Origin of the sequence: Pseudomonas fluorescens (assembly GCF_005938625.1) — a bacterium.
Classification (GTDB): Bacteria; Pseudomonadota; Gammaproteobacteria; order Pseudomonadales; family Pseudomonadaceae; genus Aquipseudomonas; species Aquipseudomonas fluorescens_BD.
In genome coordinates this window covers 262498-279445 of sequence record NZ_VCNJ01000003.1, presented here as the reverse complement: position 1 = coordinate 279445, position 16948 = coordinate 262498, and the positions used below count along the sequence as shown (strand labels likewise).

Annotated in this window: 15 protein-coding genes; 8 read left to right on the top strand and 7 right to left on the bottom strand. The window is 59.3% G+C overall.

What is annotated here, in order from left to right:
- Nucleotides 1-158: 158 nt before the first annotated feature.
- Nucleotides 159-1364, top strand: a complete 1206-nt coding sequence (gene zigA, locus FGA82_RS03185; RefSeq protein ID WP_141125988.1) for a zinc metallochaperone GTPase ZigA — start codon at nucleotides 159-161, stop codon at nucleotides 1362-1364.
- A complete protein-coding gene (locus FGA82_RS03180; protein WP_141125987.1) occupies nucleotides 1364-2008 on the top strand; it encodes a DUF1826 domain-containing protein in 645 nt (214 codons plus the stop codon). Before zigA ends, FGA82_RS03180 begins: the two co-directional genes overlap by 1 nt.
- A 4-nt stretch (nucleotides 2009-2012) precedes the next feature.
- Here the strand turns inward: FGA82_RS03180 and FGA82_RS03175 are convergent, their stop codons facing one another.
- Nucleotides 2013-2369 carry an NADH:ubiquinone oxidoreductase gene (locus FGA82_RS03175; protein WP_141125986.1) on the bottom strand — a complete coding sequence of 119 codons (357 nt, stop codon included), beginning with the start codon at nucleotides 2367-2369 and terminating at the stop codon, nucleotides 2013-2015.
- A gap of 30 nt (nucleotides 2370-2399) precedes the next feature.
- Here FGA82_RS03175 and FGA82_RS03170 point away from each other — a divergent pair, with 30 nt between their 5' ends.
- Nucleotides 2400-3365 carry a CobW family GTP-binding protein gene (locus FGA82_RS03170; protein ID WP_141125985.1) on the top strand — a complete coding sequence of 322 codons (966 nt, stop codon included), beginning with the start codon at nucleotides 2400-2402 and terminating at the stop codon, nucleotides 3363-3365.
- 78 nt (nucleotides 3366-3443) lie between these two features.
- Here FGA82_RS03170 and FGA82_RS03165 read toward each other — a convergent pair whose 3' ends face one another.
- Nucleotides 3444-3857, bottom strand: a complete 414-nt coding sequence (locus tag FGA82_RS03165) for a DUF3301 domain-containing protein (RefSeq protein ID WP_141126115.1) — start codon at nucleotides 3855-3857, stop codon at nucleotides 3444-3446.
- 117 nt (nucleotides 3858-3974) lie between these two features.
- Between FGA82_RS03165 and pdxY the strand changes: the two genes are divergently transcribed.
- Nucleotides 3975-4847, top strand: coding sequence for a pyridoxal kinase PdxY (gene pdxY / locus FGA82_RS03160; protein WP_007912061.1), 873 nt, complete (start codon nucleotides 3975-3977; stop codon nucleotides 4845-4847).
- A gap of 113 nt (nucleotides 4848-4960) precedes the next feature.
- Here the strand turns inward: pdxY and FGA82_RS03155 are convergent, their stop codons facing one another.
- Complete coding sequence (locus FGA82_RS03155) at nucleotides 4961-5443, bottom strand: acyl-CoA thioesterase (RefSeq protein ID WP_041073853.1); 483 nt, start codon at nucleotides 5441-5443, stop codon at nucleotides 4961-4963.
- Between the two features lie 279 nt (nucleotides 5444-5722).
- On the opposite strand from FGA82_RS03155, the gene FGA82_RS03150 reads away from it, so the two are divergent.
- A complete protein-coding gene (locus tag FGA82_RS03150; protein WP_141125984.1) occupies nucleotides 5723-7486 on the top strand; it encodes a cation:proton antiporter in 1764 nt (587 codons plus the stop codon).
- A gap of 21 nt (nucleotides 7487-7507) precedes the next feature.
- Here FGA82_RS03150 and FGA82_RS03145 read toward each other — a convergent pair whose 3' ends face one another.
- From FGA82_RS03145 to uvrD, 3 genes are all read right to left on the bottom strand, one after another.
- Nucleotides 7508-7915 carry an SMI1/KNR4 family protein gene (locus FGA82_RS03145; RefSeq protein ID WP_003187120.1) on the bottom strand — a complete coding sequence of 136 codons (408 nt, stop codon included), beginning with the start codon at nucleotides 7913-7915 and terminating at the stop codon, nucleotides 7508-7510.
- Nucleotides 7916-8053: 138 nt separating this feature from the next.
- Entirely contained in the window at nucleotides 8054-8929 is an 876-nt protein-coding gene (locus FGA82_RS03140) for a Tim44 domain-containing protein (RefSeq protein WP_141125983.1), read from the bottom strand.
- A gap of 295 nt (nucleotides 8930-9224) precedes the next feature.
- On the bottom strand, nucleotides 9225-11408 hold the full coding sequence (gene uvrD / locus FGA82_RS03130; protein ID WP_007912069.1) for a DNA helicase II: 2184 nt from the start codon (nucleotides 11406-11408) through the stop codon (nucleotides 9225-9227).
- Nucleotides 11409-11665: 257 nt separating this feature from the next.
- Here uvrD and FGA82_RS03125 point away from each other — a divergent pair, with 257 nt between their 5' ends.
- The 3 genes from FGA82_RS03125 to FGA82_RS03115 all read left to right on the top strand — a co-directional run bounded on the left by FGA82_RS03125 (nucleotide 11666) and on the right by FGA82_RS03115 (nucleotide 15980).
- On the top strand, nucleotides 11666-14536 hold the full coding sequence (locus tag FGA82_RS03125; protein WP_141125981.1) for a putative bifunctional diguanylate cyclase/phosphodiesterase: 2871 nt from the start codon (nucleotides 11666-11668) through the stop codon (nucleotides 14534-14536).
- A 127-nt stretch (nucleotides 14537-14663) separates the two neighbouring features.
- Nucleotides 14664-15530, top strand: coding sequence for a transcriptional regulator HexR (gene hexR / locus FGA82_RS03120; RefSeq protein WP_008078846.1), 867 nt, complete (start codon nucleotides 14664-14666; stop codon nucleotides 15528-15530).
- A gap of 246 nt (nucleotides 15531-15776) precedes the next feature.
- Nucleotides 15777-15980, top strand: coding sequence for a PA3496 family putative envelope integrity protein (locus FGA82_RS03115; protein WP_141125980.1), 204 nt, complete (start codon nucleotides 15777-15779; stop codon nucleotides 15978-15980).
- On the opposite strand, the gene FGA82_RS03110 is transcribed toward FGA82_RS03115, so the two are convergent.
- A complete protein-coding gene (locus FGA82_RS03110; RefSeq protein ID WP_141125979.1) occupies nucleotides 15922-16884 on the bottom strand; it encodes a LysR family transcriptional regulator in 963 nt (320 codons plus the stop codon). The genes FGA82_RS03115 and FGA82_RS03110 overlap by 59 nt on opposite strands.
- Nucleotides 16885-16948: the final 64 nt, after the last annotated feature.

The following is a 16948-nucleotide window of genomic DNA, read 5'->3' as shown; positions in this document are numbered from 1 at the left end:
CTGGTTTATTCGTGCTGTTATACTATAACATAAATGACGACCGAGCCTGCGCAAGCCGATTTCAAGCGTTTACTTTCAGCGAAAACCATCGCATGAAGCAAAAAAACGCCAAGCGCCAGCAAAGCGCTAATCGGCTGCGATTTAAAGAGGATTATCCAATGTCAGCCGAATTGCCCGTTACCGTACTTTCAGGATTTCTTGGCGCTGGAAAAAGTACACTTTTGAATTACGTACTACGTAATCGCAAGGGTTTGCGTGTAGCCGTCATCGTCAATGATATGAGCGAGATCAATATCGATGGCTGCGAAGTTCAGCGTGATGTCAGCTTAAACCGCGCAGAAGAAAAAATAGTCGAAATGAGTAATGGCTGTATCTGCTGTACGTTACGCGAAGACCTGCTTGAAGAGGTCAGCAAACTCGCCCGTGAGGGCCGCTTCGACTATTTGTTGATCGAGTCCACCGGAATCTCCGAACCACTGCCCGTGGCCGAAACCTTTACCTTCCGCGATGAACATGGCCAGAGCCTCTCTGACATCGCGCGTCTCGACACCATGGTCACTGTAGTCGACGGCTTGAATTTCCTGCCGGACTACCACGCGGCCGAGAGTCTCGCCTCCCGTGGCGAGATTCTCGGCGAAGAAGACGAACGCTCGATCACCGATCTGTTGATCGAACAAATTGAATTCGCCGATGTGCTGTTGATCAGCAAGATCGACCTGATCAGCCAAAGCCAGCGCGAAGAACTGACGGCCATCCTCAAGCGCCTCAACGCTCAGGCCGAAATCATCCCGATGGTGATGGGCGAGGTGCCGCTGGAAAAGATCCTCAATACCGGTCGTTTTGACTTCGAAAGAGCCGCGCAAGCGCCGGGTTGGCTGCAAGAGCTGCGCGGTGAACACGTGCCGGAAACCGACGAGTACGGCATCGCTTCAACGGCGTACCGCGCGCGTCGCCCGTTTCATCCGCAACGCTTCTTCAGCTTCATTGACCGTCCGTGGTTGAACGGCAAGTTGCTTCGCTCCAAAGGCTTCTTCTGGCTCGCGAGCAAGCCCACCGATGCCGGCAGCTGGTCGCAGGCCGGCGGTCTGATGCGCCACGGTTTTGCCGGGCGCTGGTGGCGTTTTGTACCGAAGGATCAGTGGCCACAAGATCAGGAAAGCACCGCAGCCATCATGGAAAACTGGATGCCGAGCGTAGGAGACTGCCGCCAGGAACTGGTGTTCATCGGGCAGAACATCGATTTCCTGCAGCTCTCTGCCGAACTCGATGCTTGTCAGCTCACCGATGAAGAAATGGCGCTCGGTGTCGAAGGCTGGCGATTGTTGCCAGATCCGTTCGGCCCTTGGCACGAAGAGGCCGCCTGATGCTCGCGCTTAAACTGCTGCAGAACCGTACGCGCCACCAACATCAAGGTCCGACGCCGAAAGCACTGGCACGGATTCTGGAAGACGACATCAACCTCGCTGTCTGGCAGCGTCAACTGCCTTTGCACGTCAGCGAGTTTGCCCACTTGCTACTGTCGCTCAACGAGCCTTTGGCGGAATCGCTGTGCCTGGAGTTGCCTGATGAGGACGCGGAGCCTGATCTTGCCGGTCTGGCCGTGGGCTTGCGCGATCTAGAGGGCTACGAAGGCTTTATCTCCGACCTGAAATGGTTAGTCAGCGCCTTTGCCTGCTTGCTCGGTGCGCGGCGAATCGGCCTGCGCCTGCGGGTGCTGGATAAAGCCATGTGCCCGCGCTTCCACGTTGATCATGTGCCGGTGCGGCTGATCACGACCTACGCCGGCGTCGGCAGCCAATGGCTCAAGGAAGGCGCGATGGATCGCGGTCAATTGGGGCAGGCCAACGCCGAATCCCAAGCGCAAATACAGCAACTCAAGAGCGGCGACGTCGCCTTACTGAAAGGCGAGAAATGGCACGGCAATGAAGGCTTCGGTCTGATTCACCGTTCGCCGCAACCGGCCGCAGGCGAGCGTCGTCTGATACTGACCCTCGACTGGCTCGGTTGACGCCTCAAGGCTTGAGCCAGGAACCCTGGCTCTGGCCTTCGCAGTACGGCTTCAGATACGCGGCATCCGTGGCGACGCCGTAATAGTGGATATCCTGGCGATAAGGCATATTGGCGACTTGCGCGTTGCTGCACACGCCAAACGCGCCGCTCGGGCATTGATCGACGTATTGCACCTCGACTTTTTGCCCGGCCAGGGTTGGTTGGCAGAAGCCGTCGTTGAACAGTTTTTCAGGAATATTGCGGTTCTGCTGACAGACTTTGACGTCGAGCCGCTCGCCCTGACTGTGCACCACGCAGGCCTGAGCCCACGCTTCGCTCGACAGCAGCGTCAACAGCAACGACCATCCTATCCAACGCATCTTTTGAATCTCCCAAAAAAGCTCCCGGCCATGTTGCAGAACATTCCTACCCATGTCATTGCTGGCCCTTTGGGTGCCGGCAAGACCAGCCTGATTCGCCAGCTCATGGCTCAGCGGCCGGCCGGCGAGCGCTGGGCGGTGCTGATCAACGAGTTCGGCCAGATCGGCCTCGATGCCGCGCTGCTGACGAGTGATGCCGATGGTATCGCACTGGGCGAAGTGGCCGGGGGCTGCCTGTGTTGCGTCAATGGCGCACCGTTTCAGATTGGTCTCGGGCGTTTGTTGCGTAAGGCCAAGCCCCACCGACTGTTTATCGAGCCGTCCGGACTGGGGCATCCGGCGCAGCTGATTAAACAGTTGAATGAGGCGCCGTGGCTGGGGGTGCTGGCGGTGCAGCCGTGTGTTTTGGTGCTGGATGCTCAGGCGCTTGAAGCGGGGAAAGCCTTGCCGGCAGCGCAACAGGAAGCCTTGGCAACCGCTGGTCTGCTGTTGTTGAACAAGGCTGAAAACCTTGATGACGGGGCCAAGGGAAAAATCGCCAGGCAGTTGCCGCCAGTGCCGTTGGTCTGGACTCGAGAGGCGCAATTAAGCCTGAGTGAACTGCCGGGCCTGGCCGCAAAAGCGGTCAACGGTGTGGATAACCTGGCCGTACCCAAAGCATTAGGTCAAATGCCGACCGTCTGGACTGATCCGACGCTGCCGATTTGCCTGAGTCAGGCGCAGGAGGGGGGCTGGAGCATTGGTTGGCGTTGGCATCCGGGGCAGACGTTCGACAAGCTTCGCATTGCTGACTGGCTAGCCAGCCTCAATTGGCAGCGGGCGAAACTGGTTATCCACAGCTCGGAGGGCTGGGTGTCTGCGAATGCTTTGGATAATGCCGAGTTGATTTGGCAGGTCAGTGAGTGGCGAAAGGATTCGCGGATTGAGCTGATCTTCGTCGATCCGCAAAACATTGAAAAGCTGCAGCAGGGTTTGTCGGGGTGTCGGGACAGTTAGATCAAAAGATCGCAGCCTTCGGCAGCTCCTACATGCGATTCCCTGTAGGAGCTGCCGAAGGCTGCGATCTTTTGATCTTTAAGGCTTCCACTTGGTGTGTTCCTGCCGCCACTGGCTTAACTCGATGACTTCGGCGCGAGGCTTGTGCACCTCAACCACCGGTGGCGTATCGTCGAACGGTGCCGGGTAGGGCGCCAGTTCGATCTGCGCACTGTGCGCGCCGAATTGGGTGATGGTGCCGTTATGCCGGGTTTCGCCGGTCACGGTGAACTCGAAGTTATACACCCGCGCCAGTCGTCGGCGACCGTTGGCGTCCTTGATGAAACCGATCTTCTTCAGGGCAACGTTGCCGTCGAGTAGCTCGACCCGCACGTTCAGACAATGCTGTTTGACCCGCTCCAGGGCGCGTTCGCGCAAGCCATGGTTGTGCCATAGCCACGCGCCGGCAGTGGCGAACAGTATCAGCACGAAGATGTTTTCCAGGGTCAGCATCAACATCGAACTCCAAAAGATAGCGTCAGCTTAACTGCGTCGCCGGTCTGTCGTACAGGCTGCGTTTCGTCGCATACTGCGCGGCTTGAATTTCAATCGTTTTACGGAATGACCCGAATGAAACGTACGCCTCATCTGCTCGCCATTCAGTCCCACGTGGTGTTCGGCCACGCCGGCAACAGCGCCGCGGTTTTTCCGATGCAGCGGGTCGGGGTCAATGTCTGGCCGCTCAACACCGTGCAGTTTTCCAACCACACCCAGTACGGCCAATGGGCCGGCGAAGTGTTGGCGCCGCAGCAGATTCCCGAGCTGGTCGAAGGCATCGCCGCGATTGGCGAACTGGGCAACTGCGATGCGGTGCTGTCCGGATACCTTGGCAGCGCGGCGCAGGGCCGGGCGATTCTCAGCGGCGTCGAGCGCATCAAGTCGGTCAATCCAAAGGCGTTGTATCTGTGTGATCCGGTGATGGGTCACCCCGAGAAGGGCTGCAGCGTGCCGACCGAAGTCAGCGATTTCCTCCTGGAGGAAGCAGCAGCCGTGGCGGACATCATGTGCCCCAACCAGTTGGAGCTGGACAGCTTCTCCGGGCGCAAGCCGCAGTCGTTGTTCGACTGTCTGGCGATGGCGCGAGCCTTGCTGGCGCGCGGGCCGAAAGCGGTGCTGGTCAAGCATCTGGATTATCCGGGCAAACCGGCGGATGGCTTCGAGATGCTGTTAGTCACGGCCGAGGGCAGCTGGCATTTGCGCCGTCCGCTGCTGGCGTTTCCGCGTCAGCCGGTGGGCGTGGGTGATCTGACATCCGGCCTGTTTCTGGCGCGGGTGCTGCTGGGCGACAGTCTGGTGGCAGCGTTTGAATTCACCGCGGCGGCGGTGCATGAGGTGTTGCTGGAGACTCAGGCTTGCGCCAGTTATGAGCTGCAACTGGTGCGGGCGCAGGATCGGATTGCGCACCCGCGGGTGAAGTTCGAGGCTACTGCGATCAGTCTGTAAGACCGTGTTGCCCCATTCGCGAGCAAGCTCGCTCCCACAGGTTGACGCGGTACTTGTGGGAGCGAGCTTGCTCGCGAAGGCTATAGCTCAGACAGCATCAATTCAAAGACTGATCAGGCGTCGCCCTTGATCTCCTGATAGCGCTTTTCCAGCTCCTGACGAATCTGCCGACGTTGCTGCGCCTGCATATAACGACGCTTGTCTTCACTGTTCTGCGGTTGCAGCGGCGGCACGGGTGCCGGTTTGCGCTGATCATCCACCGCCACCATAGTGAAGAAGCAGCTATTGGTGTGGCGCACCGAGCGTTCACGGATGTTTTCCGTGACGACTTTGATGCCGACTTCCATCGATGTGTTGCCGGTGTAGTTGACCGACGCGAGGAAGGTCACCAGTTCGCCGACATGGATCGGCTCGCGGAAAATCACCTGATCCACCGACAGGGTCACCACGTAGCGACCGGCATAACGGCTCGCGCAGGCGTAAGCCACTTCGTCGAGGTATTTGAGCAGGGTGCCGCCGTGGACATTGCCAGAGAAGTTGGCCATGTCGGGGGTCATCAGTACCGTCATCGACAGCTGGGCGTTTCCGGGTTCCATAACGTTCTCACGGATCAAGGCTGGTTGCTGGAAGCACCTCTGCGGGTGCCTGGTCGCTTTTCAAAAGCACCGTTATCGGGACGCCGGGCGACTGGATGCCGTCACGCCGGTATCGATCTGTTTCCATATATTGCACCGCCTTCCAGGCGGAAGTCGCGGTGTTACCCTGCAAAAGCCCGCCTCAAGGGCAATTCCCACACCAAAAGCGGATTTTTACCTAGCTCGCCCAGACTTTTCTGACGTCTGCCTGCGAGCCTTTTCATTCAAGGAGCCCACGCCATGCATGCCATCAGTTTTATTCAGGACCTGGCAGTGATCATGTTGGTCGCAGGTGTGGTGACCGTGTTGTTCCACCGGTTCAAGCAACCAGTGGTGCTTGGCTACATCGTCGCTGGTTTCATCATCGGCCCGCATACGCCGCCGTTCGGCCTGATCCACGACGAAGAAACCATCAAGACTCTCGCCGAACTCGGGGTGATTTTCCTGATGTTCTGCCTTGGCCTCGAGTTCAGCCTGCGCAAGCTGTTCAAGGTCGGCGCCACGGCGTTTATCGCGGCGTTTCTCGAAATCGTCCTGATGATCTGGATCGGCTATGAAATCGGTCGCTGGTTCGACTGGAACACCATGGATTCGCTGTTCCTCGGCGCGATTCTGGCGATCTCCTCGACCACTATCATCGTCAAGGCACTCAATGACCTGAAGATGAAGAACGAGCGTTTCGCGCAGTTGATCTTCGGCGTGCTGATCGTCGAAGACATCCTCGGTATCGGCATCATCGCGCTGCTATCCAGCATCGCAGTGAGCGGCACCGTCAGCTCCGGTGAAGTGTTTTCCACGGTCGGCAAGCTGTCGCTGTTCATGATCGTCGCGTTGGTCATCGGCATCCTGCTGGTGCCGCGACTGCTGGCTTACGTGGCCAAATTCGAAAGCAACGAAATGCTGCTTATCACCGTGCTGGGCCTGTGTTTCGGCTTCTGCCTGCTGGTGGTCAAACTTGAATACAGCATGGTCCTCGGTGCCTTCCTGATCGGCGCGATCATGGCCGAGTCGCGGCAATTGCTGAAGATCGAGCGGCTGATCGAGCCGGTTCGCGACTTGTTCAGCGCAATCTTCTTTGTGGCTATCGGACTGATGCTTGATCCGCTGATTCTGCTGCAATACGCGTGGCCGATTGCAGTGATCACCGTCGCTGTTGTGCTCGGCAAGATGTTGTCCTGCGGCCTCGGGGCCTTTATCGCCGGCAATGACGGACGCACCTCACTGCGCGTCGGGATGGGGCTGTCACAGATTGGCGAATTTTCCTTCATTATCGCCGCGCTGGGGATGACCTTGCAGGTCACCAGTAACTTCCTCTATCCGGTCGCCGTCGCGGTATCGGTGATTACGACGCTACTGACACCGTATCTGATTCGTGCGGCAGATCCGCTGTCGATCAAGCTGTCGGCGGCCGTGCCCAAGCGTCTCGGTCGTGTGCTGGGCATGTACGGCGAATGGCTGCGCAGTATCCAGCCGCAAGGCGAGGGCGCGATGCTTGCTTCAATCATTCGCAAGATCTTGCTGCAGGTCGGCGTCAATCTGGCGCTGGTGATTGCGATCTTTTTCGCCGGCGCGTATTTCGCTGAACGCATCTCGCTGTCGCTGCAAGACTGGATCAGCGATCCAAGCTGGCAGAAGGCGTTGATCTGGGGCGGGGCGTTGCTGGTCTCTCTGCCGTTTTTGATTGCGGCGTATCGCAAGCTCAAGGCGTTGTCGATGCTGCTGGCGGAGATGGGTGTGAAGCCAGAGATGGCCGGGCGTCACACGCAGCGAGTGCGTCGGGTGATCTCCGAAGTGATCCCGATCCTCTCGCTGCTGGTGATTTTCCTGCTGTTGGCAGCCTTGTCGGCCAGTATCTTGCCGACCAACAAGTTGCTGGTACTGATCGCCGTGGTCGCGGCCGCCGTGGCGGCGCTGCTCTGGCGCTGGTTCATCCGCGTGCACACGCGGATGCAGGTGGCGCTGCTGGAAACCCTCGACAACCACAAGGAGTCGTCGGGGCATTGACCTGCCGGGGCGGCTGGCCGATCAGCTTTCCAGCCAGACGTCCCGCGCCCAGTGCCACACCGATTCCCAGGTTTCCTCGGCAATCAATTCCTCTTCGGCCTGCCACAACACCACCGTACCGTCTTCTTCGACGCAGTAGTAGTCGTCGCCGTCCTGACAGATTGGAATCAGGCTGCGATCAACACCGGCATCCCAAGCGTTGGCGGCCACATCCGGCAAGTAGGTGTGGGATTGTGGGTCGGTGACAGTCACCGGCTCGAGGCTGCCGTAGACCACGTCGCTGACGGTCAGCAAAAACTCTCTGAAGACAAACGGAATGTCGATGAACAGCTGTTCTTCGATTTCGACCAGCAGATCTTCGTCAGGCAATTCCAAAGGAACCGGCACGGGTTCGTTGGCTTCACGCAGTTGTTCGATGATTTCTTCCACGTCCGGGATCCTCTTGCTTGAATGGCGCGGTTTATATGGGCCGGTTTATACAGTAGCTCGCTATAGATGCAACCGCGAAATAGAAAACCCCAGCCGAGGCTGGGGTTTTTATTACCGCAAGTTAAGCGTAGTGAGGGATCAGCCGTTCTGGCGGATACCGGCAACCAGCCAAGGCTGGTTCTCGCCCTGCGGACGTTCCATGTTCCAGCTTTCGCTGAACACTTCGCCCTGGTCGAAGCGCGAGGTCTTCGACACACCGTTGAAGGTCAGGGTGGCGATGGTCTTGTCGGCACGGTCATCCACGCCATCCAGTTGCACCTGGAGGTTGTCGATGTAGGTCGACTGGAACGCGTCGCCCAGATCCGCACGCTCACGCTTGAGGAACTCGAGCATTTGCGGGGTCACGAACTCGGCGATCTTGTCCATTTCGTTGGCATCCCAGTGCTGCTGCAGCGCCTGGAAGTGGCTGCGTGCAGCTTCAAGGAAGTTCTGCTCGTTGAACCAGGCCGGCGCGTTGATCACCGGACGGGCGGCAGCAGGTGCAGCCGAACCACCGAAGATCGAACCCATGGCAGCAGGCTTCTGTTCGAACGCTTCACGCTGCATCGGCGCGCCGGCCGGAGCGAATTGCTCCTGCTGCTTGCGTCGACGCGCGGCGATGAACCGGAAGATCACGAACGCGATCACGGCCATGATCAGGATGTCGAAGATCTGCATGCCCTGGAAGCCGCCGCCCATGAACATGGACGCCAGCAGGCCACCGGCGGCGATACCGGCCAGAGGGCCGAGCCATTTCGAAGCACCGCCGGCCTTGGCGGCAGCGCCTGCGGCACCGGCAGCACCTGCGGTCGCAGCAGCGCCGCCGACACCTGGAGAAGAAGGAGCCATCTGGCTGGTCTGGTGCGTCGGCGCAGCGCCGGCGCTTTTGCCACCACCAAAGCGCTTGGCGTTGGCGTCGAGGCTCATCGTCAGGCCGATGCACAACGCCATGGCGATGCTAAGAAAACGTTTCATAAAGGGAATTCCCGTTTGTGGAGACACGCGCGCCATGTTGCACAGCTGAAGTGTTACTGGCTAGCGAGAGAGTGTTTCGGGCTTTTGCCTGACAGGTCGCGTTCAGCTTCGCGAGGCAATAAGAACGTGTACTTTTGGCTGTAGGAAAAGGAGATTGGTTCAGCGGGATTGTTGGTCAGAACATCGAACCCTGTGGGAGCGGGCCTGCTCGCGAAGGCCGCACCGCGATCTATCAGATCAACCGCGGTGATTTCATTCGCGAGCAGGCTCGCTCCCACAGAAAAGCAAATCGGCGTCAGATCGCTTCCAGCTTGGCGTAACCGAGCATCAGCCACTTGCTGCCTTCGCTGAAGTTAACCTGCACCCGCGCCTGCGCGCCGGCGCCCTCGAAGTTGAGGATCACGCCGTCGCCAAAGATCGAATGGCGTACCGCCTGACCGAGGCTGAAACCCGTTTCCGGGATTTCGCTGCCGCTGAACAGATTGCTGCCGCTCATCGACTGATTGCCGCCGAACGGACGGCTGACGCTATTTGACAAACGCACTTCCTGAATAAGACCTTTCGGCACTTCGCGGACGAAACGCGAAACCTTGTTGTAGGTCTCACTGCCGTACAGGCGTCGGGTTTCCGCGTAGGTCATGACCAGATTCTGCATTGCCCGGGTAATGCCCACGTAAGCCAGACGCCGCTCTTCCTCAAGACGCCCCGGTTCTTCCAGGCTCATCTTGTGCGGGAACAGGCCTTCTTCCATGCCCACGAGGAACACGTAAGGGAATTCCAGGCCTTTGGCGCTGTGCAGGGTCATCAGCTGAATGCTGTCTTCGTGTTCGTCAGCCTGAGTGTCGCCAGCCTCCAGCGAAGCGTGGCCGAGGAACGCCGCCAGTGGCGTCAGTTCTTCGTCTTCTTCGGTGTTCTCGAAGTTGCGCGCGGCGCTGACCAGTTCCTCAAGGTTTTCTACCCGAGCCTGGCCTTTCTCGCCTTTTTCCGCTTCGTGGTAGGCAATCAGGCCGGATTGCTCGATGACGGTTTGCGTCATCAAGTGCAGCGGCATCTCCATGCACTTGGCGGCGAGGTTTTCGATCAGTTCGATAAACGCACCTAACGCACCGGCGGCGCGACCGGTCAGGCCTTTGTTGGCGACCAGTTGGCGCATCGCCTCCCACATAGACACATCGCTGTGACGCGCGTGATCGCGGATGGCCTCGACAGTTTTCTCGCCGATGCCACGGGCCGGCACGTTGATGACGCGTTCCAGCGCCGCATCGTTGCCGCGACCTTCGAGCAAACGCAGATACGCCATGGCGTTCTTGATTTCGGCACGCTCGAAGAAGCGCTGACCACCGTAGATACGGTACGGAATACGCTCACGCAGCAAGGCTTCTTCGAGAACGCGCGATTGGGCGTTGGAGCGGTACAGAATCGCGATATCGCTGCGGGCCAAGCCGGTTTTCAGCGCGCTTTCGATGGTTTCGACAACGTAGCGTGCTTCGTCGTGTTCGTTGAACGCGGCATACAGATTGATCGCTTCGCCATCGCCGCCGTCGGTCCACAGCTCTTTGCCGAGGCGCCCGGTGTTGTTGGCGATGAGGGCGTTGGCAGCCTTGAGGATGCCGGCGGTGGAGCGGTAGTTCTGTTCCAGACGAATGGTCACCGAATCCGCGAAGTCGGAAGAGTACTGATGAATGTTTTCGATCTTCGCGCCGCGCCAGCCGTAAATCGACTGGTCATCGTCGCCGACCACCATCAGGCTGTCGCCGCCCTTGCCGAGCAAGCGCAACCAGGCGTACTGCACGGCGTTGGTGTCCTGGAACTCATCCACCAGAATATGCCGGAAGCGCTTCTGATAGTGCGCCAACAGGCCCGGGTGATCGCGCCACAAGTCGAGGGCGCGCAGGAGCAGTTCGGAGAAGTCGATGACGCCGGCACGCTGGCACGCCGCCTCGTAGGCTTCGTAAATGCCGCGCATGGTCGCCAGATACAAATCGCCGCTGGCCTGAATGTGTTGCGGGCGCAGACCTTCGTCTTTCTGGCCGTTGATGAACCACTGCGCCTGACGCGCGGGCCAGCGTTGCTCGTCCAGGCCCAGCTCGCGGATCACCCGTTTGACCAGCCGTTGCTGGTCGTCGCTGTCGAGAATCTGGAAAGTCTGGCTCAAGCCGGCTTCCTGCCAGTGCGCCCGCAGCAAGCGGTGCGCCAGGCCGTGGAAGGTGCCGACCCACATGCCGGCCGGGTTGATACCCAGCAACTGCTCGATGCGATGACGCATCTCGGCAGCGGCCTTGTTGGTGAAGGTCACCGACAGAATGGAGTGGGGCGAGGCGTTTTCGACCTGGATCAACCAGGCGATACGGTGCACCAGCACTCGGGTTTTACCGGAGCCAGCACCGGCCAGGACCAACTGACGGCCAACGGGGGCTGCTACGGCCTGGCGTTGGGCATCGTTGAGGGAGTTCAGCAGAAGGGAGAGGTCATCGCGCATCGGGGCATTCTAGGGTGCGCCGCAGGCCCGGGCAAACCGAGCTTTGCATTAGCCGATGAAACTCCTGTCGATGACGACCGGTCGGTCACTGCCTACAGGCATCGGCCCGCCGCGCTCCAAGGGTTTGGCTGGTGGCAAAGGACGGAAAAGTTTCGCTGAAATTATGATCTGGAGCAGTTTGGCAACGGGATCGGCTTGTGTATGCTCCGTCCACGTTTCGGGCGCACGCCCTCCTTATAAGAACAAGAACGTTGCCCATGACCCTCAGCTCCGAACTGTCGGGCCCCTCTGTGGAACCCCGGGTTATCCGCAAGCACTATGCCGTCGAGATGGCGGTCGAGCGCACGCGTCTGCTGTATCAGGGCTCGTTGTTGCCCACGCTGTTCATGTTGATCAATGGTCTGGTCTGCGCCGGTTTGCTCTGGAGCCCGCAGCGCTATTTCGTGGTCAGCGTCTGGCTGGTGTGGTTGCTGTCGCTGGTGGCGTTGCGGGTGATTCAGGTCGCAGCGTTCGACTCGGCAATCCCTGATCGTCAGGCACAACCGATCTGGCGGCGGATGTTTCTGCTTGGCTCGACCATGACCGGCCTGACCCTGGCCGGCGCCGGCATCGCCCTGGTGCCCGCCGACAATTTCATGCAGCAGGCCTGGGTGTTCGGCCTGATTGGCGCTGCAACCCTGTCGGCCAGCGTTGCCTATGCGGTGAGTCTGCCGGCGTTTCTGTCGTTTACCTTGCCCTGCCTGTTGCCGGCGATCGGTTATCTGTTCTGGGGCGGCGACGAACAGGCGCGCGGTTGGGGCTGGCTCGGCCTTATCCTGCTCGGCTCCCTGAGCGTGGTGGCGTGGCAGGTCAATCGGCTGATTGATCGCGGGTTACTGCGGCGCTTTCAGAATCAGCACTTGATCGAACACATGCAACAGACGCAGTCGCGCAGCGAACAGCTCAATCAGGAACTGGCCAAGGAAATCGAACACCGGCGCTGTGCCGAGGGCAAATTACGCGAAGCTCAGGTCGAACTTGAAGACCGTGTCGCCCTGCGTAGCCGCGAACTGGACGCAGCCAATCAGGCCTTGAGCAAAAGCGAAGCGCGGCTGGCGCTGGCGTTGAAGGCCAGTGAGTTGGGTCTGTGGGACTGGAACCTGCAAACTGACGAAGTCCACCACACGCAGATTCAGGAACTGTTCGGCCTCGCTCCGGAATACGTCACGGCGCTCCTGCGCGACCTCAAGCCACGTCTGCATCCCGACGATGTGCCGACGCTGAAATACGCGTTGATCGAGCATTTGAAGGGGCGCACCGAGGACTACCAGATCGAATACCGCGTGCGTCACAGCGATGGCCATTGGGTCTGGATCGAAGACCGTGGCCGCGCGGTAGAACGCAGCGACAGCGGGCGGGTGATCCGCATGGTCGGCACCCGCCGCGACATCAGCGCCAGTAAAAGCCTCGAAGAGCAGCAACGGCTGGCGGCGACGGTGTTCGAGGCGGCCAGTGAAGGCATCGTGATTCTCGACCCGAACTACGCGCTGATCGCCATCAATCAGGCGTTCAGCCATGTCACCGGTTACGACATCGAGGACATGCTCGGGCGCAACGTCGTCGAGTTGCCATGCAGTCGCGATGCTCGTCGCCATTATGTGGCGATCCGTCATGCACTGGAGCAGCACGGCAGTTGGCAGGGCGAACTGGTCGAAACGCGCAAGAACGGCGAGCTGTATCCGCAGTGGCTGCAACTGAATGCGGTGCGTGATAGTCGAGGAAATGTCAGCCATATCGTCGGCTTCTTCGCCGATCTGTCCGCACGCCGCGAATCCGAAGAGCGCATGCGTTATCTGACCCATTACGACGAACTGACCGGTCTGGCCAATCGCTCGTTGTTCCGTGAGCGCCTTCATGAAGCGCATCAGCGTTCGCGTCAGGGCCGACGCAGTCTGGCGTTGCTGCACATCAATCTCGATCGTTTCAAATTGCTCAACGACAGCTTGGGCCATGAGATTGCCGACCAGCTACTGCAGAAAATGGCGCGCCGATTAGTCAACGCCTTACCGGAAGCGGACACCATCGCCCGTTTGTCCGGTGATGAGTTCGCCGTGCTTTTCGATGCGTACGGCAACCTGTCGAGTCTGGCCCGGGTCGCCACGCGCTTGTCGACCAAGCTGCGTTTACCGCTGACGGTTGAAGGTCATGAACTGGTGGTCAGCGCCTCGATGGGCATCAGCATGCTGCCGGACAATGCCCGGGAGATTTCTGCGCTGGTCAGCCAGTCGAACATGGCCATGCAACACGCCAAACACCTGGGCGGTAACAACTTCCAGTTCTACACCGACAGCCTGCAGGCCAGCACTCTCGAGCGCTTGCAGCTGGAAAACCAGTTGCGCAAAGCCATCGAGGAAAAGCAGCTCAAAGTGTTCTATCAGCCCAAGCTGTGCCTGGAAACCGGACGCTTGAATGCGGCGGAAGCGCTGGTGCGCTGGGATCATCCGACCATGGGCCGAGTACCGCCGGGGGATTTCATCGGGCTGGCCGAGGAAACCGGGCTGATCGGGCCAATCGGCGAATTCGTCCTGCGCCAGGCGTGCTGGCAGGCCTGCGAATGGCAGCGTCAGGGACTGGAGCCGATCCGCGTTTCGGTGAATCTGTCGGTGCATCAATTGCGTCAGGGCAAGCTGGTCAGTCTGGTGCGCCAGGTGCTGGAGGAAACCGGGCTGGCGCCGCACTACCTCGAACTGGAACTGACCGAAAGCCAGTTGCTCGATAGCGTCGAACACATCATCGCGACCTTCCAGCAGTTGCGCGATCTGGGGGTGAAACTGGCCATCGACGACTTCGGCACCGGCTATTCGTCGTTGAGTTACCTCAAGCGCATTCCGGTGGATTACGTGAAGATCGATCAGGCGTTCATACGCGGGTTGGGTGAGGGTAGCGAAGATGCGGCGATAACTCGCGCGATCATTGCCATGGCCCATGGGCTGTCGTTGAAAGTAGTGGCTGAAGGCGTCGAGCGACAGGATCAGCTGGAGTTTTTACGCGCCGAGCGTTGCGATGAAGTGCAGGGCTATCTGATCAGCCGGCCCGTGGAAGCTGCCAGTCTGGCCGGGCTTTTGCGTGAACAGGAAAAACCGTTTTAGGGGCTACATGCACCTCATCGCGCCTGATATGGGGACATCGAGTTACGCATTGAGCAGGCAAAAAGCCAATTCATGTAGTATAACTACAAGCGTGCTACATCCTTGCCCATAAGAAGAGTCCAGCCCCTTGAATCTGCTGCAACACATTGCCCAGTCACGTCACCTGTTACGCAAGTCGGAGCTCAAGGTCGCCGACCACGTGCTGCTTGACCCTGCGGCGGTGATGCACAGTTCCATGGCCGACCTGGCCCACAGCGTCGGCATCAGCGAGCCGACCATCGTGCGCTTCTGTCGCGCCATCGGCTGCTCCGGTTTTCAGGATCTGAAACTCAAGCTGGCGCAAAGCCTGGCCGCCGGTGCGAGCTTCGGCCAGTTTGCGATCCATGAAGACGACTCGGTCGCCGATTACAGCCTGAAGATTTTCGACACCACCTTGCACACCTTGATGGAGGTTCGCGAGAAGCTCGATCCGATCGAGTTGCAGCGTGCGGTGACACTGATGTCGCAGGCGCAGCGGGTCGAGTTCTATGGCTTCGGTGCCTCGGGTGCGGTGGCAGCGGATGCGCAGCACAAGTTCTTTCGCTTGCTGCTGACGGCGGCGGCGTATTCCGATCCGCACATGCAGGCGATGTCGGCGGTGACGTTGAAGCCGACCGATGTGGCGATCTGCATTTCGCAGTCGGGGCGTTCCAAGGATTTGCTGATCACTGCCAATCTGGTGCGTGAGAGCGGCGCTTCGCTGATTACCTTGTGCCCGAGCCAGACGCCCCTAGCCGAATTGTCGACGGTCAATCTGGCAATCGATGTGCATGAAGACACCGAAATCTATACGCCGCTGACCTCGCGCATTGCGCATCTGGTGGTGATTGATGTGCTGGCGATGGGCGTGGCCATGGCGCGCGGGCCGAGCCTGGTTAACCATCTCAAGAGCGTGAAGCGCAGTTTGCGCAGCCTGCGCTTGTCGCCTAAGGCCGCCAAAGCTCTGGATGACTGATGACTCACGTCATCTAAGGTCGTTCCGACCTTAATCGCGAGCAGGCTCGCTCCCACATTTGATCTCGGTATGACACAGAATTTGTGTTCACAGAAGATCCCTTGTGGGAGCGAGCCTGCTCGCGAAGGCGTCCTCAAAAACATCACACCCCTGCGCAAGTTTCATCGCACTGTCATCCCCGCGCAGCCAAACCGTCATCCCCGCCGCCTATCGTGAAACTCCCGTCATCGCCTTGGGAGACTCGAAATGGCTCAGCCTTACGAAGAACGCAACAGCGCCGCGAAAACCCGTCGTCAGCAGGAAGACCAGCGCCGCATGGAATTCCGTCGCGCTATCGAAGATCGCTTCGAACTCCGTCAGCTTCAAGCCGAAATCGGCGACTTTCCCGAGATCACTCATTGGCAGGCGGCACCCGCAGCTTCCCGTCGAAGCGTTCAACCAGCGCGCTGATCTGCACGCGTTCGCTGCGGATAAACGCCAGGAAGGCGTGCGCCACCGGTGACAGGCGCTTGGCCTTGGCTTGCACCAGGCACCAGCTACGCAGCAGCGGCAGTTCTTCGACCGGTAACTCGACGAGTCCGCCGGTCGCCAGCTCCAGGTTCAGGGCGTGGCGCGTCAACAGCGCCAGGCCCAGACCCGCCTGCACGCATTCGCGCTGCGCTTCGGCCGACGCGACTTCCTGAGTCTGGGTGAAGTGCACGCGTTTCTCTTTGAAATACTCTTCGCACGCCAGTCGCGTGCCCGAACCGGGCTCGCGGATCAGCAGCGTATAAGGCTCCAGATCCTGCAAACGCAACGGGCCCATGTGCGCCAACGGATGATCCGGACGCGCCACGGCAACGATCGGATTGTTGAGGAACGGCAAGAACTCCAGGCCCATGTCCTGCGGCACCATCGACATGATCACCAGATCATCGCGGTTGTCCGACAGTCGCCGGATCACTTGGCCACGGTTGACTACCGTCAATTGCAGATTCACTTCCGGGTGCTGGCGCTTGAACGCGGCGAACAGGTGCGGGACGAAGTATTTGGCGCTCGATTCGACCGCCAGTTTCAGCTGACCCTGCAACGAGCCCTGCATGTCCGACAGTTGCATATCGAGGTTTTCCAGGCGTCCGAAGATGTCCCGGCTGGCGCGCTGGAGGGCCTCGGCAGCCTCGGTCATGTAGAGTTTTTTACCGACATAATCGAATAATGGCTGGCCGATAAGCTCTTCGAGCTGACGAATCTGTAGGCTGACGGCCGGTTGTGTGAGGGACATTTCCTCGGCTGCGCGGCTGTAAGAGCGTAAATCACACACTTCGTTGAAGATCTGCAATTGACGTAATGTCATACGCATCAAGGACTTACGCATTTTTCACAGGCTCTGACGGCGGGCTGATGTTTCAACTATAAGTCTTTACTTATGCCTGACCCAA